The 21,611-nt window shown below is 67.2% G+C and carries 17 protein-coding genes and 1 tRNA gene; 10 read left to right on the plus strand and 8 right to left on the minus strand.

Translation table 11 applies throughout. The annotated features are described in order from the left end of the window. The first annotated feature begins 56 nt into the window (after positions 1 to 56). Positions 57 to 1,022: an AraC family transcriptional regulator gene (locus ACZ5BM_RS14940; protein ID WP_498908910.1), complete on the plus strand. Its 966-nt coding sequence runs from the start codon at positions 57 to 59 to the stop codon at positions 1,020 to 1,022. A gap of 114 nt (positions 1,023 to 1,136) precedes the next feature. Here ACZ5BM_RS14940 and ACZ5BM_RS14945 read toward each other — a convergent pair. Further along, positions 1,137 to 1,212, minus strand: a tRNA-Glu gene (locus tag ACZ5BM_RS14945). Positions 1,213 to 1,373: 161 nt separating this feature from the next. Between ACZ5BM_RS14945 and ACZ5BM_RS14950 the strand changes: the two genes are divergently transcribed. Both ACZ5BM_RS14950 and ACZ5BM_RS14955 read left to right on the plus strand, forming a co-directional pair. After that, on the plus strand, positions 1,374 to 2,093 hold the full coding sequence (locus ACZ5BM_RS14950) for a MarC family protein (RefSeq protein WP_498908911.1): 720 nt from the start codon (positions 1,374 to 1,376) through the stop codon (positions 2,091 to 2,093). Continuing rightward, positions 2,090 to 2,572, plus strand: coding sequence for a UPF0262 family protein (locus tag ACZ5BM_RS14955; protein WP_498908912.1), 483 nt, complete (start codon positions 2,090 to 2,092; stop codon positions 2,570 to 2,572). Before ACZ5BM_RS14950 ends, ACZ5BM_RS14955 begins: the two co-directional genes overlap by 4 nt. Positions 2,573 to 2,584: 12 nt before the next feature. On the opposite strand, the gene ACZ5BM_RS14960 is transcribed toward ACZ5BM_RS14955, so the two are convergent. Then, positions 2,585 to 3,151, minus strand: a complete 567-nt coding sequence (locus tag ACZ5BM_RS14960) for an HNH endonuclease (protein ID WP_498908914.1) — start codon at positions 3,149 to 3,151, stop codon at positions 2,585 to 2,587. 220 nt (positions 3,152 to 3,371) lie between these two features. On the opposite strand from ACZ5BM_RS14960, the gene gluQRS reads away from it, so the two are divergent. The 4 genes from gluQRS to ACZ5BM_RS14980 all read left to right on the plus strand — a co-directional run bounded on the left by gluQRS (position 3,372) and on the right by ACZ5BM_RS14980 (position 8,353). After that, positions 3,372 to 4,238, plus strand: coding sequence for a nucleotidyl transferase family protein (gluQRS, locus tag ACZ5BM_RS14965; RefSeq protein ID WP_498908915.1), 867 nt, complete (start codon positions 3,372 to 3,374; stop codon positions 4,236 to 4,238). A 97-nt stretch (positions 4,239 to 4,335) separates the two neighbouring features. Continuing rightward, on the plus strand, positions 4,336 to 5,805 hold the full coding sequence (locus tag ACZ5BM_RS14970) for an alpha-amylase family protein (RefSeq protein WP_498908916.1): 1,470 nt from the start codon (positions 4,336 to 4,338) through the stop codon (positions 5,803 to 5,805). A gap of 124 nt (positions 5,806 to 5,929) precedes the next feature. Continuing rightward, positions 5,930 to 7,132 (plus strand): pyridoxal phosphate-dependent aminotransferase, encoded by a 1,203-nt coding sequence (locus tag ACZ5BM_RS14975; protein WP_498908918.1) that lies wholly within the window; start codon positions 5,930 to 5,932, stop codon positions 7,130 to 7,132. A gap of 18 nt (positions 7,133 to 7,150) precedes the next feature. Then, complete coding sequence (locus ACZ5BM_RS14980) at positions 7,151 to 8,353, plus strand: pyridoxal phosphate-dependent aminotransferase (protein WP_498908919.1); 1,203 nt, start codon at positions 7,151 to 7,153, stop codon at positions 8,351 to 8,353. A 135-nt stretch (positions 8,354 to 8,488) separates the two neighbouring features. Here ACZ5BM_RS14980 and ACZ5BM_RS14985 read toward each other — a convergent pair whose 3' ends face one another. Then, the gene (locus tag ACZ5BM_RS14985) at positions 8,489 to 9,190 is read right to left on the minus strand and encodes a 2OG-Fe(II) oxygenase (RefSeq protein WP_498908920.1); all 702 of its coding nucleotides are present in this window, start codon (positions 9,188 to 9,190) and stop codon (positions 8,489 to 8,491) included. A gap of 116 nt (positions 9,191 to 9,306) precedes the next feature. Beyond that, entirely contained in the window at positions 9,307 to 9,972 is a 666-nt protein-coding gene (locus tag ACZ5BM_RS14990) for an OmpW/AlkL family protein (protein WP_498908921.1), read from the minus strand. A 111-nt stretch (positions 9,973 to 10,083) separates the two neighbouring features. Between ACZ5BM_RS14990 and ACZ5BM_RS14995 the strand changes: the two genes are divergently transcribed. Then, entirely contained in the window at positions 10,084 to 10,824 is a 741-nt protein-coding gene (locus tag ACZ5BM_RS14995) for a helix-turn-helix domain-containing protein (protein WP_498908922.1), read from the plus strand. A gap of 117 nt (positions 10,825 to 10,941) precedes the next feature. Here ACZ5BM_RS14995 and ACZ5BM_RS15000 read toward each other — a convergent pair whose 3' ends face one another. From ACZ5BM_RS15000 to recG, 3 genes are all read right to left on the minus strand, one after another. After that, positions 10,942 to 12,294 (minus strand): beta-1,3-glucanase family protein, encoded by a 1,353-nt coding sequence (locus ACZ5BM_RS15000; protein ID WP_498908923.1) that lies wholly within the window; start codon positions 12,292 to 12,294, stop codon positions 10,942 to 10,944. Between the two features lie 164 nt (positions 12,295 to 12,458). Continuing rightward, on the minus strand, positions 12,459 to 14,300 hold the full coding sequence (locus tag ACZ5BM_RS15005; protein ID WP_498908924.1) for a putative bifunctional diguanylate cyclase/phosphodiesterase: 1,842 nt from the start codon (positions 14,298 to 14,300) through the stop codon (positions 12,459 to 12,461). Between the two features lie 83 nt (positions 14,301 to 14,383). After that, entirely contained in the window at positions 14,384 to 16,495 is a 2,112-nt protein-coding gene (gene recG / locus ACZ5BM_RS15010; RefSeq protein ID WP_498911664.1) for an ATP-dependent DNA helicase RecG, read from the minus strand. Positions 16,496 to 16,605: 110 nt separating this feature from the next. Here recG and ACZ5BM_RS15015 point away from each other — a divergent pair, with 110 nt between their 5' ends. Then, entirely contained in the window at positions 16,606 to 16,953 is a 348-nt protein-coding gene (locus ACZ5BM_RS15015) for an FAD assembly factor SdhE (protein ID WP_498908925.1), read from the plus strand. 8 nt (positions 16,954 to 16,961) lie between these two features. Beyond that, positions 16,962 to 20,471, plus strand: a complete 3,510-nt coding sequence (mfd, locus tag ACZ5BM_RS15020; RefSeq protein ID WP_498908926.1) for a transcription-repair coupling factor — start codon at positions 16,962 to 16,964, stop codon at positions 20,469 to 20,471. Positions 20,472 to 20,607: 136 nt separating this feature from the next. Here the strand turns inward: mfd and ACZ5BM_RS15025 are convergent, their stop codons facing one another. After that, a complete protein-coding gene (locus ACZ5BM_RS15025; RefSeq protein WP_498908927.1) occupies positions 20,608 to 21,576 on the minus strand; it encodes a hypothetical protein in 969 nt (322 codons plus the stop codon). Between the last annotated feature and the right edge of the window lie 35 nt (positions 21,577 to 21,611).

Consider the following 21,611-nt stretch of genomic DNA (forward strand, 5'->3'; position numbering starts at 1 on the left):
GTCCTGACCGGTGATGGTGCCGGACGCCAGTTTTGACTAGGCTCGCGAGACCGGCCATGCGCGATGGTCGCGAATTCCGTTGCGATCGTCCCAATCTCATGGATGTGCTGTCCGATATCCTGCGTTTCGTGCGGCCAAGCGATTACGTCTTTCGCGGCATCGACACGGCCGGCGCGTGGGCGCTGATGTTTCCGTCGACGTCGTGCCTGCGATGCTTCGCGATCGAGAGCGGGCGCTGCTGGCTGCGCCTGTCCGGAGGCGGCGACACCTTGGCGTTGCAGAGTGGCGACGTGGTTCTTTTGAACGGCCGACACGAGGTTTGCCTGTTTTCGTGCGCGAATGCCGAGCCGATCGATGCCATGGCCCTTTTGTCCAGCGTCCCGGTGGGCGAGATCACCACGTTGAACGGCGGCGGCGAGACGCTGGGGCTGGGCGGCTTCTTCGCGCTAGATGGGGCCGGGGCAGAGATCCTGTTCGCCGCTCTTCCGCCGCTTATCCATGTCGGTTCGGACAGTAGCCGGCTCGCTCTTCATGCAGGCGTGAAGCGTTTGATGGACGAGCTGAGCCGGCCGCGCCCAGGTGGGGCGCTGCTCGCCAGTCATCTGGCGCAGGCCCTGCTGGTCGAGGCGTTGCGAGTTCATCTGGAAAGCGGAGCGGCCGGAGGCGGATGGCTTGCGGCCTTGTCCGACCCGGCCCTGTCGCGCGCGATCGCGGCCATGCATGGCGAGATCGCGCGGAAATGGACCGTGAGCGCGCTCGCGACCACGGCCGGCATGTCGCGGTCGCGCTTCGCGGAGCGGTTCGAGCGCGTCACGGGTGAAACGCCGATTGGCTACCTGACGCGATGGCGCATGGTGGTCGCGGCGGACCGGCTGACGCGCCCGGGATCCTCTTTGGCGGATGTGGCCGTGTCTGTTGGCTACGAATCGGAAAGCGCGTTCGGGGCGACGTTCAGGCGTCTGACGGGGTCCTCGCCAAGCCGCTACCGAATGACGGTCGTTCGCCCTGGGAAAATGCCGTAGCGAGGCAAACATAGCATCGCTGTTTCGGCCAATTCCGAAACGAGGAGCACCCGTGCCTCTGATCCAATTGGACCATGAAAGCTGCCATGTGCTACGCTATCTGATTGGTTTTACTGGCGTCCCGTAGGGGATTCGAACCCCTGTTACCGCCGTGAGAGGGCGGTGTCCTAGGCCCCTAGACGAACAGGACGTGGCCAGTGGCGGTGCATTTAGGGGAAGGCGGGCGGGGATGCAACCCCCTAGTTGCGGTTTGGGTGCACCCCTCCGCGTTGCCTGTGCCCTAGAGCCGGAACGCGTGTATGAAGGAGCAGGCCAGCACGACCGCCAGCCGAATCACGCCCAGGGGCGTTCATGACCAACTTCGCCAACCTGTCCGGCGCCTTCCTGCTGGCTTTTCCCGCCCTGTTCTCCATCGTCAACCCACTCGGCGCATCGTTGATTTTCGCCGAGGTCACGGACGGGCGCAGCGACCGCGAGCGTGCCGCCTTGGCACGCATGGTGGCGGTGTATGGGCTGCTGATCCTGTTGGTCTCGCTCTGGATCGGCAGCACGTTGTTGGCGTTCTTCGGCATCACGATCGGCGCGCTGCGCCTGGCCGGCGGCCTGGTCGTGGCGGTGCGTGCCTGGAGCATGCTGCAGGCGCCGGAGGTGACCGAAGCCAAGAAAACCAACCAGGCCTCGCAAGACGGACGCACGGCCGTCGCCGATATCTCGTCCACCGCCTTCTTTCCGTTGACGATGCCCTTCACCGTAGGACCCGGCAGTATCTCCGTTGCGATCGCGCTGGGTGCCGAACGTCCCGAACGGTCCGGATGGTTGGCGAAGATCGAGTTCCTGTCCGGCGCCTGTCTCGCGGCTGCCGCTGTTTGTCTCGTTGTCTGGATCGCCTATGCCGGCGCGCCGCGTCTGGTTCAGTTGCTGGGGCGATCCGGAACCCGGATCGTCACCCGCCTCGTGGCGCTGATCCTGCTCTGCATCGGCGTGCAGATCATGGTCTCGGGCGTCCAGGACGTGGTCATTACTTTGATGCAACAGATGAACGAGCAACACGCGATGGGGCACACTGCATGAATTCCGTCCGCCCCGACTCGATCCTGTCCGTTGTTCTGGGAGACGATGGACGTGCCAGCCACCATGTCGATCAGCAGGAGGGACGGGAGCGTGCGCAAGCGATCGCCGATCTGCGCGTGTCCGCCTCCTTTGCGCCTGTCGGACTCACCGGCCCCTTCATCCTGCATCTCTCGATCGCACATGGGCGTTTGGTGCTGGATGTGCGCGATGCCGAGGACCGCGAACTGCATGTCTTCGCGCTGGCGCTCAGCCCGTTCCGTCGCCTGATCAAGGATTACCAGCTCCTCGTGGACAGCTACGAGCACGCGATCCAGGATGGCCGCACCCAGGCGATTCAGGCCATCGACATGGGCCGGCGCGGTCTGCACGACGAGGGCGCGCAGATCATGATCGACCGTTTGCACGGCAAGATCGACATCGATTTCGAAACCGCACGTCGCCTGTTCACCCTGCTCTGCGTACTGCACCAGCGGGCCTGAGGCTGCGGCGCGTCATTCCTCCAGCTTGGCGTCCCAGTAGAGGAAGTCGAGCCAGGTCTTGTGCAGATTGTCGCGCGTGGCGTGACGCTTGGCGGCCTCGTCCACCTGACGCGGGCTCGGCTCCATCGGGCGGCGCAGGAGCTGCATGCCGCTCTGCTTCAGGGACTGGCTGCCCTTGCGCAGATTGTCGCGCTGGCAACAGGTCACGACGTTGGTCCAGGACGTCACGCCACCACGGCAGCGCGGCACCACATGGTCGAAGGTCAACTCCTTGGCGGAAAGGGTTTCGGCGCAATACTGGCAGCGGAACCCGTCGCGCAGGAACACATGATAGCGGGTGAAGGCGACCCGTTTGCGGCGATGGAACTGCTTCAGCGCCACCACGGAGGGGATCGGAAAGCTCCTGTTGGCGGAGCGGACTTCGGTTTCGTAGTTGATCACCGGCGTCACCCGGTCCTGCAGAACCGCCACAAGCGCATCCTGCCAGGACCATACGGAAAGCGGCCCCCAGCTCATGGGCTGCATGTCGGCGTTCAGAACCAGCGTCTGCAGGTTGCTCAGGTCGCCGATATGGCTCACGCGATCCGGCTCCCTTGTCGAAGCCGGGCGATACTGCCCACGTCGTTCCGCATCACGCGCCTCCGTGTCGAAGGACGCAGCACGATCAGGTCGAAGCGTTCACTGAAACAAACGCCAGCCGATGTGCGTCGTCGAGAACTTTCCCCTTTTGTATCGCAGGTGCCCCGTCCGATCGCAAGCCGCGTGCGGATTCGCGCTGCTCATGTCACCATCTTGTCGCATGCGACCCATCCTCCGCACCCGTTTCGCGCCGAGCCCGACCGGCCTGCTTCATCTCGGCCACGTCGCCTCCGCGCTGGAGGGATGGCGGCGCGCTCGCGAGGCCGGGGGGACGTTCCTGCTGCGTCTGGAGGATATCGATCCTGGCCGCTGCCGCCCCGATTATGCCGCTGCGATCCTGGACGATCTGCGCTGGCTCGGCCTCGACTGGGACGGCCCCGTGCGCGTTCAATCCGAGCATTTTCCTGAATACCGCATGGTTCTGGACGCGCTGTCCGAGCGCGGCTTGCTCTACCCCTGCTTCTGTTCCCGTGCCGATATCGCTGCTGCTTCCGGTGCGCCGCACGCGGCTCCGGACGGTTCCACCCTGTATCCCGGCACATGCCGCGATCTCGATCCCGCCCTCCGGGACGCACTTCTTGCCGAAGGCGTGCCGCATGCGCTCCGTCTGCGCGGCGACCTCGCCTGCCGCCAGGTGGGGCCCCTGACGCGGTTCGAAGAGAAGCAGGGCAGGGCGGGCTGCAATCCCGCTGCATTCGGCGACGTGGTCCTCGCCCGCAAGGACAGCCCCGCCTCCTATCATCTCTGCTGCACCCATGACGACGCGCTGGCCGGAATCACCCTGGTCACGCGTGGCGTCGATCTCGAACCCAGCGCCGATCTGCACCGCCTGCTGCAAGCGCTGATGGGCTGGCCGGAACCCGCCTACGCGCACCATCTGTTGCTGCGCGATGCGAACGGCGAGCGCCTGTCCAAACGCAATCGCTCCGCCACGATCGCCGCCTTGCGTGCGGAGGGTTGGACGCCGGAGGCGGTGAAGCGTCTCGCGGATGCCGGAGCGAACGCGCCGGCCTGTGCTGCGACGTAAATCTTCACGCGAAACTGCGTCGAGGACAGAGAACTCTGGTGGCTGGGCGCAGTGTGCCGCCTTATCGTGTCGGCCAACCGTCCGATCGGAGTGTTGCATGCGCGAACTGCCCGCCAACCCGATGCTCTATCAGGTCAACACGCGCGTGCTGATGCGCGCCATGGGTGAGACGCTCGGTCGTCCGGCCACGCTGGACGACCTGCCGGACGAGGCGCTGGCGCATCTGCGCGCCCTCGGCGTGGACTGGGTCTGGATGCTCGGCGTCTGGCGCACCGATGCCGCAGGCCGCGCGATCTCGCGCAGCAATCCGGCCTGGCAGCCGCAATTCCACGAGGCGCTGCCCGACCTGCGCGAAGACGACATCACCGGTTCGCCCTTCGCCATCGCCGGCTACGATACCGAGCCCGCCTTCGGCGGTGACGAGGCCCTGGCCCGCCTCCGTGAGCGCCTGCATGCGCACGATCTGCGTCTGATGCTCGATTTTGTTCCCAACCACATGGCACCGGACCATCCCTGGGTCAGCGAGAATCCGGCCCTCTTCATGCGCGGCACGCAGGCCGATCTCGACCGTGAACCGCTGAACTGGATCCGCATCGGGGATACCGTGTTCGCGCACGGCCGCGACCCGTATTTCCCCGGCTGGTGCGATACGGTGCAACTCGACTACGCCAATCCCGACACTCAGGCCGCCATGTCGGACCAGCTTTTACGCCTCGCCGCTCGTTGCGACGGTGTCCGCTGCGACGTCGCCATGCTGCTGCTGCCGGACGTGTTCGAGCGCACGTGGTCGGCCGAACTGGCCGGACGCAGCGTGCAGCCCTTCTGGCCGGACGCGATCGCCCGCGCCAAGGCTGCGAACCCGGCCTTCCGCCTCATGGCCGAAGTGTATTGGGGTCTCGACGGCCGTCTGCTCGCGGACGGCTTCGATTGGGCCTACGACAAGGCGCTCTACGATGCGCTGCGCGACGGCGAAACCGGGCATGTGCGGGACATTCTCTCGCAGGACCCGGAAGGCCAGGCGTATATGGCTCGCTTTCTCGAAAATCACGACGAGCAGCGCGCCGCCGCCGTGTTTCCCTGGTCGAAGCACCAGGCGGCGGCGCTCTTGTGCTTCGCCGTCCCCGGTCTGCGCTTCCTGCATCAGGGCCAGCTCGAAGGCCGGCGCGTGCATATCCCGATCCATCTCGATCGCGGCCCGGACGAGCCGGTGGACGAGCCGGTGCTGGATTTCTACACCCGGCTCCTGTCGGTGCTGGACCAGCCGGTTTTCCGCGACGGCACGTTCCACGCGGTCCAGCCCGGCCCGGCCTGGGACGGCAATCCGAGCCACGAGCGCTTCGTCTCCGCCCTCTGGCGCGGCAGGGATGGCGCGCACTTCCTGCTGGTGGTCAATTTCGGCCCCGATCGCGGCCAGTGCCGCCTGCATGCCGGGCTCGGCGACGGTCCACTCACCCTGGACGATCGCATGGGGGCGGACAGCTATGAGCGTGACGGGGCCGAGATCGGCCGGGACGGGCTGTTCGTCGACCTGCCCGGCTGGGGGTACAACCTGTTCGCGGTGCGCTGAATGTCGGAAGCGGCCGGGATGCTGCCCGGGATGCTGCAATGAGCCGAAGGGCGTTTCCCTCCGCCGCCTTTCGAACTAGCTTCCCCACCCGCATTCCGCAGCCACATCATCCGGCAGGAACTTCATGGACCTCATCGCCGCCCGTCTGAACAAGATCAGCCCGAGCCAGACGATCGCCATCTCCACCAAGGCGCGTGCGCTCAAGGCGGCCGGTCGCGACATCATCTCCCTGTCGGCGGGCGAGCCGGATTTCGATACGCCCGAGCCGATCAAGCAGGCGGCGATCCGCGCCATCGAGGCGGGCCAGACCAAATACACCGACGTGTCCGGTACGCCTGCGCTGAAGAAGGCGGTCGCCGAACGATTCCGCATCGATTCCGGCCTGGACTACGCGCCGGACGAGATCATCGTCTCCACCGGCGGCAAGCAGGTGATCTTCAACGCCATGGTCGCGACGCTGGATGCGGGCGACGAGGTGATCATCCCGTCGCCGTGCTGGGTGTCCTATCCCGATATCGTGGCGCTGGCGGACGGCACCCCGGTGATCGTGCCCTGCGGCCCGAACAGCAACTTCAAGCTGCGCGCGGAAGATCTGGAAGCGGCGATCACGCCGAAAACCAAATGGTTCTTCTTGAACTCGCCCAACAACCCGACCGGCGCCGCCTATTCCGCCGAAGAGCTGCGCCCGATCTGCGACGTGCTGCTCCGTCACCCGGACATCTGGGTGTTCACCGACGACATCTACGACAAGCTGGTCTATGACGGCTTCAAGCCGGCGACGGTGGTGCAGGTCGAGCCGCGTTTGCGCGACCGCACCGTGACCATGAACGGCTGCTCCAAGGCCTATGCCATGACCGGCTGGCGCATCGGCTTCGCGGGCGCGCCTTCGCGCATGATCAAGGCGATGGACAAGCTGCAAAGCCAGTCCACCTCCAACCCGTCCTCGATCTCCCAGGCCGCAGCCCTCGAAGCGCTGACTGGCTCGCAGGATTTCCTGACCGACTGGGTCGCGACCTATCAGGGCCGCCGCGATCTGGTGGTCGAGATGCTGAACGCGGCCGAGGGTATCACCTGCCACAAGCCGGAAGGCGCGTTCTACGTCTATCCGTCGATCCAGGGCTGCATCGGCAAGACCAGCGCCGGCGGCGTCGCCATCACCGATGACGAGAGCTTCGTCTCGGCGCTGCTGGAAGAGCAGGGCGTGGCCGCGGTGCATGGCGCCGCCTTCATGTTCCCCGGCCATTTCCGCGTGTCCTATGCGACCGACACGGACAGCCTGCGCGAAGCCTGCACCCGCATCCAGCGCTTCTGCGCCGCGCTGCGCTAAGACACGGAGCGCACCGACATGCCGCCGCTCGCCCTTCGCCTGGCCTCGGTGGAGGCGCCGGCGACCATCGCCATGTCGGTGCGCGCCCGCGCCCTGCGCGCCCAGGGACATGACGTCATCTCGCTGGCCCTCGGCGAGCCCGATTTTGCCACGCCTGCCCATGCCACCGAAGCGGCCCACGCCGCCGCCCTGGCCGGCCAGACCAAATACCCGCCGGTCGACGGCACGCCGGCGCTGAAACACGCCGTGCGCGCCAAGTTCGCGCGCGAGAACGGGCTCGACTACGCCGATAACGAGATCATCGTCGGCAACGGCGCCAAGCAGCTCCTGTTCAACGCGCTGATGGCGACGCTCGATCCCGGTTCCGAGGTCGTGATCCCCACGCCGTACTGGGCCTCCTATCCGCTGACGGTGGAGCTGCTCGGCGGCACGCCGGTTTTCGCGCCCTGCTTGGAAGCGGACGGGTTCCGGTTGCGCCCCGAAGCGCTGGAGGCGGCGATCACGCCGCGAACACGCTGGGTGATCCTCAATTTCCCCAACAATCCGACCGGCGCGATCAGCACGCGCGCGGATCTCGAAGCGCTCGCCGTCGTGTTGCAGCGGCATCCCGATGTCTGGGTTCTCTGCGATGAGATCTACGAACAGCTCAACTTCACGTCCGAACCGCACGCCTCTCTGGCCGCGGTGGCGCCCTTTCTGCGCGACCGCATCCTGACTCTGTCCGGCGTGTCCAAAACCTATGCGATGACCGGGTGGCGCATCGGCTTCGCGGGCGGCCCCGCGGCGCTGATCCGAGGCATGTCCGTGATCCAGAGCAACGCCACCTCCGGTGCCTCGCCGATCACCCAGGCCGCCGCCGTCGCGGCGCTGAACGGCGAGCAGAGCATCGTGTCCGCCATGCGCGACACCTACAAGCGCCGGCGCGATCTGGTGATCGACGCGTTGCGAACGATCCCGTTTCTGTCCTGCGCCGTGCCGGACGGCGCATTCTACGTCTACCCGAACGTCTCCGGCCTGATCGGCCGCACCAGCCCCGCCGGCCGCCCGCTGGCCACCGACGACGACGTGGCGATGGCGCTGCTGGAAGAAACCTTTGTCGCCACCGTTCCCGGCTCCGCCTTCGGCCTCAGCCCCTATCTCCGCCTCAGCGTGGCGTCGAGCGATGCGGCGCTGGCGCAAGCGTGCACGCGCATCGGCGCGTTCTGTGAGGAGTGCCGGTAGAGAGGTATCCGACTGGACGGCGCCGACCGGCCGGATACGCCTGCCTCAGGCACACGGGTAGCATCGCCCGCTCCTGCGCGCTCGGAAAGGTCGCGTTCGTAAGATCTTTGACCCGCTCACGAGCGACCGTGTCGCTCAGCCCTTCACCAACTCGTGTCGGCTGCGCCAGTCTGGATCGACGTAGTTCACGATCAACGACCGCCGGATTCCAGTGATCTTGCGCCGCTCGAAACCGTGCCACGTATAATGGCCCGGCACGAACATCAGCCCGGAATTGCGTCTGGCGCTTACCCGTCCGACCGGTTCGCGGTTGGCGTCGTAGAGATCCGTACCCCAATCCTCGCTCTCTGGTCCTTCGGATAAATAGATCAGCAGGGTCAAGCGCTTGGCGGCGATATCGGTATGCGGTTCGAGCCAGAACCCGTCCCGGTCGGCCGCGAGTTCGATCCGTAGAAGGCTGCCGGACAAGTCGATCCCGCACAGGGCCGAGATCCGGCGGCGTGTCTGGCAGTTCTCGAACGCTTCCGCCAGGGCGGCGGCGCAGGCATCCTCGGCCACGCTTTGCCGGTCCAGGAAGCGTCGGTCGGCATTGATCCCCTCGCGCCTTCCATTGGCCACGGCGGTCGCCTCGTCCGTCAGGATCAGTCCGTCCGCCGCCGTCAGCAGGGCAGGCGGGAGGGCAGAATCGATTAGCCAGTGCTGAAACGGACTGTGCTGCGCGCGGCCATGCGCGAGGGCTTGCACCACCCAGGCATTGTCCGGCCGTGCGCAGCAGCCGGAACAGGCAGGGGCGGCGACCTTGCGTGTCGGTTCGGGGGTGTCCGGAAGCATGTCCATGGCGTTTCGGCTCCTGACGCGAAACCCGACCCACAGGGATCGGACCGCGCGTTGTTCTTTGTTTGGTGGGCGAGAGCCCCATTCGGCCGAACGATCCCGCGCGGCCGGACCGTGTCCTAGAAGCGGTAACCGATGCCGGCGCCGACGATGGTCGGATCGAGCGACACGCGCGCCCGGATCGCACCCTCGTTGGCGCGGGCCCGCACGTTCAGGATCAGCTGCTTGGCGTCGACGTTCAGGAACCAATGGCCGCTGACATTGTAGTCGGCACCGATCTGGAAGGCGGGACCAGCGGTGGTGGCGAGACCGAGCTTGGTGATCGGCGGATTGGCCGGGTGGGTGTCGTAGAACCACGCGACGGTCAGGCCGGCGCCGACATACGGGCTGAACCGCGCATGCGGGAAGAAATGGTATTGCAGCGTGAGCGTCGGTGGCAGGACGTAGGTGCTGCCGATATCGACGCCGCCGATTGCGGTCTTGCTGGCCGAGATCGAGTGGCGTGTGCTGGCGGCGATCAGTTCGGCGGCGATGTGGTCGGTGAAGAAATAGGAGAAATCGACCTCGGGCGCCGCCTGCGACGTCGTCTTGATCGACCCGCCGATGCTGGTGGCGCTGGACGTGTTTTCCGGGATCACGCCGATGGCGCGCAGACGCACCATGACGGTGCCCGCTTGCTTGCCGACCGGGGCCTGGTCCCAGAGGCCGTCGGCGAACGCCGCCGGGGCGCAGAGGGTGGAGGCCAGCAGCAGAGCGGCGAAGCGGGAGGCGAGGCGGGGCGACATGAAACGTAATCCTTCAAGCAACGCCGTCATTCCAGCGCCATGCGCCCGGCTCCGCCTTGACCCATGTCAAATTCCCTTCAAGCGGGGCGTCGAGGGGTTCATGATGCGGGCATGACCGTGATCGAGAGCCACCGCCCCCTTTCCGTGCTGTCGCCCGGCAGCGGTGGCACATGCATGACCTGCGGCGCGCGCGCGGCCAGCGTGTGCAACGTTATTGAGGACGCGGATCTTCGCCAGCTCGAGGCAGCTGCGGAGAGGATCAGGATCGCGCCGGGTGCTGCCTTCATTATCGAAGGCACGGCGGCGGATTGCTTCTACAACATCACCTCCGGCACGGTGCGCCTGTTCAAGCTGCTGCCGGACGGGCGGAGGCAGATCACGGGCTTCGCCGATATGGGTCGTTTCTTGGGTCTGGCCGCGACGGAGCGCTTCGGTTTCGGTGCCGAGGCGATCGACGCCGTCACCGCCTGCCGCTTCAGCCGCAAGCGCCTGCGCGGTCTGATCGACAATGTGCCGAAGCTGGAGCAGCGGCTTCTGGCGAGCGCCTCGACGGAGCTGGCGGCGGCACAGGAACAGTTGCTTCTGCTGGGCCGCAAGACCGCGCTGGAGCGGGTGGCGAGCTTCCTGCTGGAACGCCAGGCGGCGGTGCCTGTGTGTCGCGGCGGCGGAGAGATGGTGTCCCTGCCGATGAGCCGGGGTGATATCGCCGACTATCTTGGGCTCACCATCGAGACGGTCAGCCGCACGCTGGGCACTTTGAAGACGCGGGGTTGCATCACGGTGGGCAAGGCCACCGAGATCCACCTGCGCCAGCCAGCTCGGATGCAGGCCCTGGCGGCAGGCGAAGACTAACCGTCTCCGCCGGAGCGGAGTCGTCCGGGCCGATCGGGACGCTTGCCGCTTACCAGAAGGCGGGTCCGATCCGCATGGATCGGAAACCGCCCAACGGTGTCGGCGAGGCCCTTGCCGTCAGAGACCGACGGCGATCACCAGGCTCTGCGGCTTCTTGCACCCGACATCCGAGGACTGCGAATCGTCGTCGTCGTAGGGGAAGCCGTACTGGAGATGGCCGATCGCGTATTCGTGCCAGTGGGCGGAATACAGGTTGGCCGGTTCGTGCTGATAGAAGCGCGCAGGCGGGTTGTTCTTCCAGAAGCTCTTATCGGCCAGCGTTCCGTTGGCTCGGAACGAGCCTGGAGACAGTGCGACGTGGCGATTTAGGGCCGCACTCAGATCCGGCAGCTGCGTCGCGAGATCAAGGAAATTCGTCGGTTTCGGAATGGTCAGACCGTCGGCCGCCCAGACCTGGTTCACGTAGTTGGTGTAGTAGCCGGCGTAAGGGCCGTTTCTGCCAAAGCCGGAGCCGCCGGGCTCGTTGATGCCATAGGGCAGGGTTTTTGCGGCCGCTGCGGCCCACGGGCCGCCCAGCTCGGCCTGATACTTCAGCAGCGTCACCTGCCGGTCCTCTGCAAATACGCCGAGATCGTCTCCGCGTTTCTTTAGCGTGCCGTCGCCGCATTGCAGCCGGAACGCGACCGGCAGGCCCCAGCGATCGACGCGCGTGGTGTCCATGTTGATCCAATACGGACCGTCATGGGCGTCCTGCCCGACATTGAGTTCGAGGAAGTCGTAGTAGCTCGTGGCGCCCGTGCCGATCTGTGCGGCGTTCTGCGCGACATAGACGTAGAGACGTGTGCCGCCGATCTTGGGCATGTCGAAAACGGGCGCCTCGGCGAAGGAGTGCGTTTCCCTGACCTGTTTGCCGGCGACGTTCCTGTAGCTGAGCGACCAGAACATCTGGCTGGCAGGAACGCGGCCGAACGACAGGTCGACGAAAGACACCGTCAGCACCTGGCTGGCCTTGGGCAGGGAGGACGGATTGTCCAACAGGGAGTCGGGTGGTGCGCCATCGGCGTTCGGGCCGATATAGAGTGGCGCGGCAGTCGAAGTCGTGGTGCCGCCAGGGCCGGAAACCGCCACGCTGTAGGTTTCGCCGTTCTCTCCAGCACTGACCGGCGCGGTGAGCAGGAAGGCGTTGGTGGCGCCGGGAATGGTGCGCGGGCTGCCACCATTCGGAGACGAGACCGACCATTGATAATGGGTGGCATTGGTGGCGGCGACCAGGAAACCGGCTCGCTGGCCCACCTGCAGCACCTGCACACCGGGCTGTTTCTGGATGGAAGGGGGCGGGGGCGTCGCGCCCAGGGCGGGGGTTCCGATCGCCAGGCCGACCAGCAGCATGGTCGCCAACGTTGCTCGCGGACCGGTTACCTTCTCGTGGTTGCCGGAAAGGCGAGACAAAGAGGCGTCAGCTTCACTCATTCCAGTCTCCCCGATCCGGCGCGCACGTATGGCGGCTGCCTTGCGTGGAAGGAGATGTGACACTCCTTTGCTGCCCGACCAAGGATCAAGAACAAGACGCTGCGGGAGCCCGACAGGCCGCTTCCCTCGACGGTATCGGGGCCGATGACAGGCGGCCGCGACGGTTAGGCTTCGGCTCCCATCGCCTGCCGGGGCAATTCTGGTGCGGGCCGGCCCAGCAGGTAGCCCTGGATCTCGTCGCAGCCATGCGCGTCCAGGAAGGCCAGTTGCGCTTCGGTTTCGACGCCCTCGGCACAGCAGGTCATGCCGAGCGACTGCACCATCTGGAGTACGGAACGCGTGATGATCTCCACGCGGCGGTCGTGGCCGAGCGCGGCGATGAACTGCCGGTCGAGCTTGACCTTGTTGAACGGGAACATGGTCAGCGCGCCCAGCGAGGAATAACCGCTGCCGAAATCGTCCAGCGTCAGCCGCACGCCCATGGCGCGAACCTGCGAGAGTTCGCGCCGCAGATGGCCGTCCTCGTCCAGCGTGGTACGGGCGGAGAGTTCAAGCTGGAGGCGGGACGGGTCGAGACCGGTCTCGTCCAGGACGCGGCGGACCGTGCGCGACAGCCTGCCATGCGACAACCAGATGGACGAGATGTTCACGGCGACACTGAGTGGCGTGTCCCAGCGCTGCGCCTCGGTGCAGGCCGTGCGCAGCGACCAGGCATCCAGCAGTTCGATGGTGCCGCTGGCCTCGGCCACCGGAATGAAGGCGGCCGGGGATATCTCGCCGAAGCCCGGCCGGTTCCAGCGCAGAAGCGCCTCGAAGCCGGTGACATGCTCGCTGGCGGTGTCGATCGTCGCCATCCAATTGAGGTGGAACGCGCCGGCATGGGCTGCGGCCTGGAGGTCGAGCTCGAGACCGTTGGAGATGGCGTAGCTGTCGATCACCGAGCGCACGGCACGGCTGTGGCGGCCGTCGCCCTGGGTCTTGGCATGGGCCAGCGCCGCTTCGGCGGCCAGAAGCAGCTGCGCAGCTTCCTGGGCGGCGTCGGCGCTGTCGCTGGCGCTTGGCAGATCGACCGGATACAGCGCCACGCCGACCGACAGGCGCACTGGCAATTCCAGCGCACCGAGCTGGGCCGGTTCGCGCAGCCGCTCCATCATGCGTTGCGCCATGGTCTCGGCATCGCTGTTGCCCATGCGCCCGGGCGACAGGATGGCGAAGCCGCTGCCGCCCAGATGGGCCAGGAAGCCAGGCACCGGCGCAACCGCTTCGAGCCTGTCTGCGAGTTGACGGAGGTAGAGGTCGGCGATTTCCCTGCCATAGGCGTCGTTCAGAGCCGCCAAGCCGCCGAAATCGACCCGTAGAAGCGCGAACATGGCGCGGCCGTTTTCCGGGCTTGCCATCTGCTCGATCTGGGCCACCAGGGCGCGCCGTCCCGGCAGACCAGTGACGGCGTCGATCAGGCCGGGTTCCGCCGGAGCCGCGCCGTGTTGCGCTTTCTGACGCGCCGCATGCAGCGCGGAAACGCCACGTGCGAGATCGGCGATGGTGAGCACGATCTCGCGATTATGGCGGCGCTGTTCGCGGTCCAGCAGACCCAGCATGCCAATGGCATCGCCGCTGCCGTCCCGGATGATCGCGCCTACGAGCGAGATGAATCCGTTGGTTCGCTCCTGGAGCGGCGCCGTGTTCTGGCCGCGCTCGGCGGCGATGTCCGGGATCTCCACCAGCATGCGTCGCCGGCTCTTCATCTGCGCGCGCATCAGCGTCAGCGGCAGGGCTTCGCCGTCCGTGCGGCCCGCAGCGGCATGCAGTTGCAGGCCGGAGCCGCTTTCCAGCACCAGAAAGGCGACGGCGCTGCCCGAGCCTGGTTCGGTCGCGGGCCCGTGCGCGCGCAGGGCGAGCCGAGCGAAGGCGCTGAACGGACCGTCTGCGGATGGGTCGTCCTTGACGGTGCCGGCGAGTGGCAGGGAAATCCTGATCGCGCCTTCGCTGGCCGTCGTCCCGCTCATCACGCTCAACTGAACCCCCCTGGCCACACAGGCTGAACGCAACGAAAATCGCAACCGCGGTTATGGTGCAAGCCGCTCCGGGTTTAGCCGGAGCCGAGTGTACGCGCTGCGTCCGATTTGTCGAACAACGTCAGCAAGCGGCGGATCGTTCTGCCGCGTGGCGATTCAAGGCGTGGATCCCGTTCGCCCAGCCGTTCCGCATCCTGCCATGCCGTGCGCAGCAGGCGTTCGAACTCCACGCCGTTGGCGAGGCGATAGCCGGCCTGTCCGGATTGCCTGCGCCCCATCAGCTCGCCGCCGCCGCGGATGCGGTAATCCTCGTCGGCGATCAGGAAGCCGTCTTCGGTGTCGCGCAGCAGCGACAGGCGCCGGCGCGACGCCGCGCCCAGGGGCTCGTCATGCAGCAGCAGGCAGTAGCTCGCTTCCGCGCCGCGCCCGACCCGTCCGCGCAGCTGATGCAGCTGGGCCAGTCCAAAGCGTTCGGCGTGCTCGATCACCATGATCGTGGCGCTGGGGATGTCGACGCCGACCTCGATCACCGTGGTCGCGACCAGGATTCGGGTACGTCCGGCGGCGAAGGCGTCGAGCGCGGCCTGACGGATCGCGGAGTCCTGCCGCCCATGAGCCAGACCCACCTTCCTGGGGAACAGCCCGTCCAGCGCCTCGAAGCGTCGCTGCGCGGCCTGGAGGTCGAGCATCTCGCTTTCCTCCACCAGCGGGCAGACCCAGAACAGTTGCGCGCCTCGACCTAGCGCGCGCCGTACCGCCTCGATCACGTCGGTTTCCGCGCCGATGCCGTGCAGCGTGGTGCGGATCGGCTTGCGCCCGGCCGGTTTGCCGTCGAGCCGGCTGACCTGCATCTCACCGTACTGGGTCAGCAAGACGGTGCGGGGGATCGGCGTCGCGGTCATCACCAGCACGTCGGTGGCGCGGCCCTTGTCGCCCAGCAGCAGGCGTTGTTCGACGCCGAAGCGATGCTGCTCGTCGATCACCGCGAGCGCCAGATCCGCGAACGCGACCCCGTCCTGGAACAGCGCATGCGTGCCCACCGCGAGCGGCGCGGCGCCGGTGGCGATCGCGTCCAGCGCCTGCTTGCGGGCGCGGCCCTTGATGCTCCCCGTGAGCAGGGCGACCGGGACCGGGGAGAGCCTGGACAGGGTGGCGTGGTGCTGCCGGGCCAGGATCTCGGTGGGGGCCATCAGGCAGCTTTGCGCCCCGGCTTCGGCCGCGCGCAGCATCGCCATCAGCGCCACCAGGGTCTTGCCGGCGCCGACATCGCCTTGCAGCAGGCGCAGCATGCGGGTGGGACGTTCCAGATCGGCGTCGATCTCGTGCAGCGCGCGGTGCTGCGCTTCGGTGGGGCGGAAGCCGAACCGGCGCAGCGCTTCGGCGCGCAGATGGCCGTCGCCGTGCAGGGAGCGGCCGGGACGACGACGGGCCACGCGCTTGGCCTGGTTGATGGCGACCTGTTCGGCCAGGAGCTCGTCGCAGCCGAGGCGTGCGCGCGCCCGGCTTTCGGTGTCCGGGTCGCCCTTGGGCAGATGCAGGGTGCGGAGCGCGGTGCCGAAATCGGGCCAGCGTTCACGCGCCACCAGCGTGGGGTCGAGCCATTCGCCGAGCGCCTCCGGGGCGGGCAGTCTTTGCAGCGCGGCGCGCATGGCGCGCCCGAGCAGGCGTCCGTTCAACCCCGCCGTCAGGGGCCAGACCGCCTCGATCTCCGGCACGAAGCCGGGTCTCCCGTCCGGCCCGGTCGGAACCAGATGCTCCGGATGCGGCATGGAGAGGCGGTTGCCGTAGGATTCCAGCGTGCCGGATACGGTGAGGACCATGCCGGGTTGCAGGCGTCTGGCCTGATGCGGTGCAAAGAACACCAGCTCCAGCGTCGTGGTGCCGCCGTCGGGATCACCCGCGATCACGCGCCAGGGCTGGCGCGGTCGGGTCGGGCCGTCGATGCGCAGCACGCGGACCAGCAAGGTGGCGATGCGGCCTGGTTCGGCTTGCGCGAGGGTGGGGCGGTAGCGCCGGTCGATCATGCTGTCGGGGAGGTGGAACAGCAGGTCGATCACCCGCGTGCCGCCGACCGCCCGGCCGATCAGCCCGGCGATCCCGGCGCCCACGCCCGGCAGGCCGGTGAGCGGCGCCAGCAGCGGCAGCAGCAGCGGATCGGCTTCCGGTGCGCGTCGCGCGAGCGGCACGTCCGGTGGGGCGATCGGGGCGGAGAGGCGATCGTTCAAGCGAACTCCGGTGATCGTCGGGGCCGATCTTCCAAACCCCCCGGGCTGACAGTGGGGGAGTGCGCGGCTATATGACAGCGCGCGCCATGCAACGAAACGCCCCCGACACCAATCCCGCCCGAACCCCGTCCTCCGACCCGAGCGGGCTCGATCCGCGGCGTCGCCGCATCCTGTTCCGCGCCACCCATCGCGGCACGCACGAAACCGATCTGCTGATCGGCGGTTTCGTGGCACCCAGGATCGCCGGTTTCACCGACGCGGAGCTGGACGCGTTGGAGGAACTGATGGAATTGCCGGATATCGATCTCGCCGATTGGCTGATGGGACGCCGTCCGATTCCGCCGCATTGCGACACCCCGATGCTGCGCGCCGTGCTCGAGGCCGCGAGGAGCCGTCAGCCGGGCGATATGGGCCGATGAGCGTGGACATGAGCGCCCCTGCCGTCACCACCGTCTGGGGCGCGCCGGACGGGTTCGATGCCCTGCTTCTGGCCCGTCGCCAGACCGCGTTCGGTGGCGAGCATGACGGGCCGCTGCTGCATGTGGCGCGCGACGATGCCGGTGCCGCGCGTCTGGCCGATTTGCTGGGCTTCGTGTGCCCCGGCGCTGAGATCCTGCGCTTTCCGGCCTGGGACTGCCTGCCCTACGACCGTGTTTCGCCCAATCCGGCGATCGTCTCCGAGCGCGTCGCCACGCTGGCGGCGCTGCTGGAGAAGAGCGCGCGTCCGCGCATCGTTCTGACCACGGTGAACGCGCTGGTGCAGCGCGTGCCGCCGCGCACGGCGTTCGCCGGGCAATCCTTGTCGGTGAAGGCCGGCGAGACGCTGGATGTCGAGTTCCTGGTCGAGGTGCTGGTGGCCAGCGGCTACAACCGCACCGACACGGTGATGGAGCCGGGCGAGTTCGCGACGCGCGGCGGCATCGTCGATATCTTCCCGTCCGGCGAAGGCGAGCCGGTGCGTCTCGATTTGTTCGGCGACGAGGTGGAGAACATCCGCTCGTTCGATCCGGCGACGCAGCGTTCCTCCGGCAAGCTTGAGGCGCTGATCCTGCGTCCGGTGTCGGAGATTTCGCTCGATCCGGACAGCGTCAGCCGTTTCCGCACCGGCTGGCGCGAGCGCTTCGGTATCGAGGCGACCAACGACCCGATTTACCACAGCGTCTCCGACGCGCGCCGCCATTCCGGTGTCGAGCACTGGATGCCGTTGTTTCATGAGCGGCTGGAAACGCTGGTGGATTATCTGCCGGGCGTGTCGGTGTCGTTCGACCATCAGGTGGACGAGGTTCTGACCGCGCGTCTGGAGATGATCGCCGACCATGCCGAGGCGCGCCGCATGCCGCCGCGCGAAGGCGAGGTGCCGTATCGTCCGCTGCCGCCGGAGCTGCTGTATCTGGACCGCGCCGCCTGGACCGAGATGCTGCGCCGTCTGCCGGTGCTGAGCTTCTCGCCCTTCGCGCGTCCGGACGATGCGCCGGGTTTCGATGCCGGGGGTCGTCCCGGCATCATGTTCGCCCGCTCCCTGCCGGCGGGGCAGCGCGAGAACGTGTTCGGCATGCTGCGCGAGCAGGTGGAGAGCTGGAGCAAACAGAAGCGGCGCTGCTTCGTGTCGGCCTGGACGCGCGGGTCGCGCGAGCGCATCGGCGTCCTGTTGAAGGAAGCCGGGCTCGACGTGGAGTCCGTGAACGATTGGGCCGGCACGGCCAAGCTGAAGCCGGGGCGGATCGGTCTGCTGACCCTGGGGCTGGAGCGCGGCTTCACCGGACCGGGCGAGCATGGCGATCTGGCGATCGTGAGCGAGCAGGATCTGCTGGGCGAGCGCATCGCGCGTCCGCCGCGCAGACGCAAGCGTGCCGACCAATTCATCGCCGAGGCGACCGAGATCGCCGAGGGCGATCTGGTGGTGCACCAGGATTACGGCATCGGCCGCTATGACGGTCTGGAGACCCTGGGGATCGAGCGCGGCGGCGGGCCGGACCGCGTCGGCGTGCGTTCGGTACCGCATGCCTGTCTGCGATTGATCTATGACGGCAACGAGAAACTCTTCTTGCCGGTGGAGAATATCGAGCTGCTGAGCCGGTTCGGTTCGGAGCAGAACGGCGTCGCGCTCGACAAGCTCGGCGGCTCGTCCTGGCAGACGCGCAAGACCAAGATGAAGCAGCGCATCCGCGACATGGCGGGCGAGCTGATCCGCACCGCGGCTGCGCGGCACATGCGCGAGGCGCCGACCCTGGCGCCGGCGGAAGGGGCGTGGGACGAGTTCTGCGCCCGTTTCCCCTTCGTGGAGACCGAGGACCAGTCGCGCGCCATCGCCGATGTTCTGGAGGACATGGCCGCCGGCCGGCCGATGGATCGTCTGGTGTGCGGCGATGTGGGTTTCGGCAAGACGGAGGTGGCTTTGCGTGCGGCCTTCGTCGCCGCCATGTCCGGCGCGCAGGTGGCTGTGGTGGTGCCGACCACGCTGCTGGCCCGGCAGCATGCGCGCACCTTCGCGGCGCGGTTCGAAGGTCTGCCTGTGCGTGTCGAGCAGCTGTCGCGCATGGTCTCGGCCAAGGATGCGACGGCGGTGCGCAAGGGCGTCGCCGACGGCACGGTGAACATCGTCGTCGGCACGCATGCCCTGCTGGCCAAGGGCGTGTCCTTCGCCGATCTCGGTTTGCTGATCGTGGACGAGGAGCAGCATTTCGGTGTCGCGCACAAGGAGAAGCTGAAGGCGCTGCGCGAGGACGTGCATGTGCTGACGCTGTCCGCGACGCCGATCCCGCGCACCTTGCAGCTTGCTTTGACCGGCGTGCGCGAAATGAGCCTGATCGCGACGCCACCGACCGATCGTCTGGCCGTGCGCACCTTCATCATGCCGTTCGACAGCGTGGTGATCCGCGAGGCGCTGCAACGCGAGCGGTTCAGGGGTGGCCAGGTGTTCTGCGTTGTGCCGCGCATCGAGGATCTGGATCGCATGGCCGAGCGCCTGCGCGAGATCGTGCCCGATGCGAAAACGGTGCAGGCGCATGGGCGCTTGAGCCCGACCGAACTCGAACGGGTGATGACCGAGTTCGGCGACGGAAAGTACGACATCCTGCTGTCCACCAACATCGTCGAAAGCGGTCTGGACATGCCGGCGGTGAACACGCTGGTGATCTATCGCGCCGACATGTTCGGTCTCGGGCAGCTTTACCAGCTCCGTGGGCGTGTGGGGCGCGGCAAGCAGCGTGGTTATGCGTATCTGACCTGGCCGCAACAGCATCGTTTGTCGGCCTCGGCCGAAAAGCGGCTGGAGGTGATGCAGACTTTGGATCAGCTCGGCGCTGGCTTCACGCTGGCCTCGCACGATCTGGATTTGCGCGGTGCGGGCAATCTGCTGGGCGACGAGCAGTCCGGCCATATCCGCGATGTCGGCATCGAGCTGTATCAGCAGATGCTGGAAGATGCGGTGGCCGATCTGCGTCGCGAGAAGGGCAAGCGCAAGGCCGAGGATCGCGACTGGACGCCGAACATCGTGCTCGGACTGCCGGTGCTGATCCCGGAAACCTACGTCGCCGATCTGCCGGTGCGTCTGGGTCTGTACCGCCGTATCGGCGCGTTGCAGAGCGATGCCGAGACCGAGGCGATGCAGGCGGAGTTGGTGGACCGGTTCGGGCCGATGCCGGAGGAAGTCGAGAACCTGCTCCAGGTGGTGTCTCTGAAGCGCACCTGCCGTTCGGCGGGGGTGGAGAAGCTGGAGGCCGGACCGAAGGGCATGGTGTTGCAGTTCCGCGGCAACGCGTTCGGCAATCCGGCCGGGCTGGTGGGGCTGATCGGCGCGAAGGGCAGCGACATGCGGTTGCGGCCGGACCACAAGCTGGCGATCTCACGGGAGATGACCACGGCGCAGCGCATCGGACTGGCGCGGACTGTGGTCGGCAAGCTGGCGAAACTGGCGGAGCAGGCGAAGGCGGCGTGATGAAAGAGTGTTCTTTCTTGAAAGAAAGAACCAAAGAACTTCTGTCCATTTAGGTATGTTCGGGCGGATGCCGTAGACCAAACGGACAGAAATCTTTTTGCTTCTTTTTCTTCAGAAAAAGAAGGCTCTCTTTGTTCTAGCGGATCGGCAGCGGCACGTTGTTCACCAGCAGCGTGCTACCCTGCCATTTCAGGTCCCAATCCGCGTTGCCGCCATTCTGGTGCGCCATCAGCTTGGCGAGGAACAGGGCGGTGCGGATCTTCTGTAGCCCGGCCGTGCCGGCGGCATCGACGAGGGAGTCGTAGCCGGCGACGGTGACGTGGGCGGTGCCGGAATTCTCGGCCGGGTCCGCGGCGATGCGGGCCTGACCGTTTCCGGTCAGGGTGGTGTCGCCGCGAACGGCGTGGATTTGGTCGATGGTGAGATCGACCGGCGCGCCGCGTCCGCCGGCGGCGGCAACCAGGGCAGGCAGCTCGCTGGTCGGCAGGCTGGCGTTCAACTCCAGTCGCTCCGGCAGGAGGGGCGCGGCGGGATCGTTGGAGGCCGCGCCGCTGATCTGCAGGGCGAGATGCGCCGTATCGCCGGCGCCGTCGAGTTGCAGCGCGATCCGGGCGGCGCCCATGCGCCTCGTGCCCGAACGTAACGACACGCCGGTCCAGGCGAAGCTGGCGTGGCCGCCATGGGCGATCGCCTGCGCGACCGGGGCGATGGCATCCTTGAAGGCCTGATCGGAGCAGCCGGCGTCGTGATGGCCGGTCAACGCGCCGAGGAGCGCCGCTGCCGCGGCGGTGCTGGCATGGCCGAGAGCACCCGGGGGCAGGGTGGCGTTGCGCGCGGTGGCGGAAAGGTGGCTGGCGTGGAAAGCCGCCGCCTGTTCCGCCGGAAGGCTGATCTCCAGCTTGTCCGCCTCGAGCTTGCTGTCGGTGCCGTGCACGGTGGCGTGCGCGACCACGCAGCCACCCGGCAAATCGAGCGGGGAGGCTGCCCACGCCGCGCCGCTGCCCAGAAGCAGGCTGCTGCCGAGCGCCAGGGCCGGCCATACGGGGCGTGCCATGGATTTCGGGCGGCGACGGAGCGGGGCGGCGGAATTTTCGAGATGGGTCATCACCTTGCTAGGGTGGCGCAGCCATCGCCGGGTGG

Source organism: Lichenicola sp. GTC18331 (assembly GCF_055386855.1).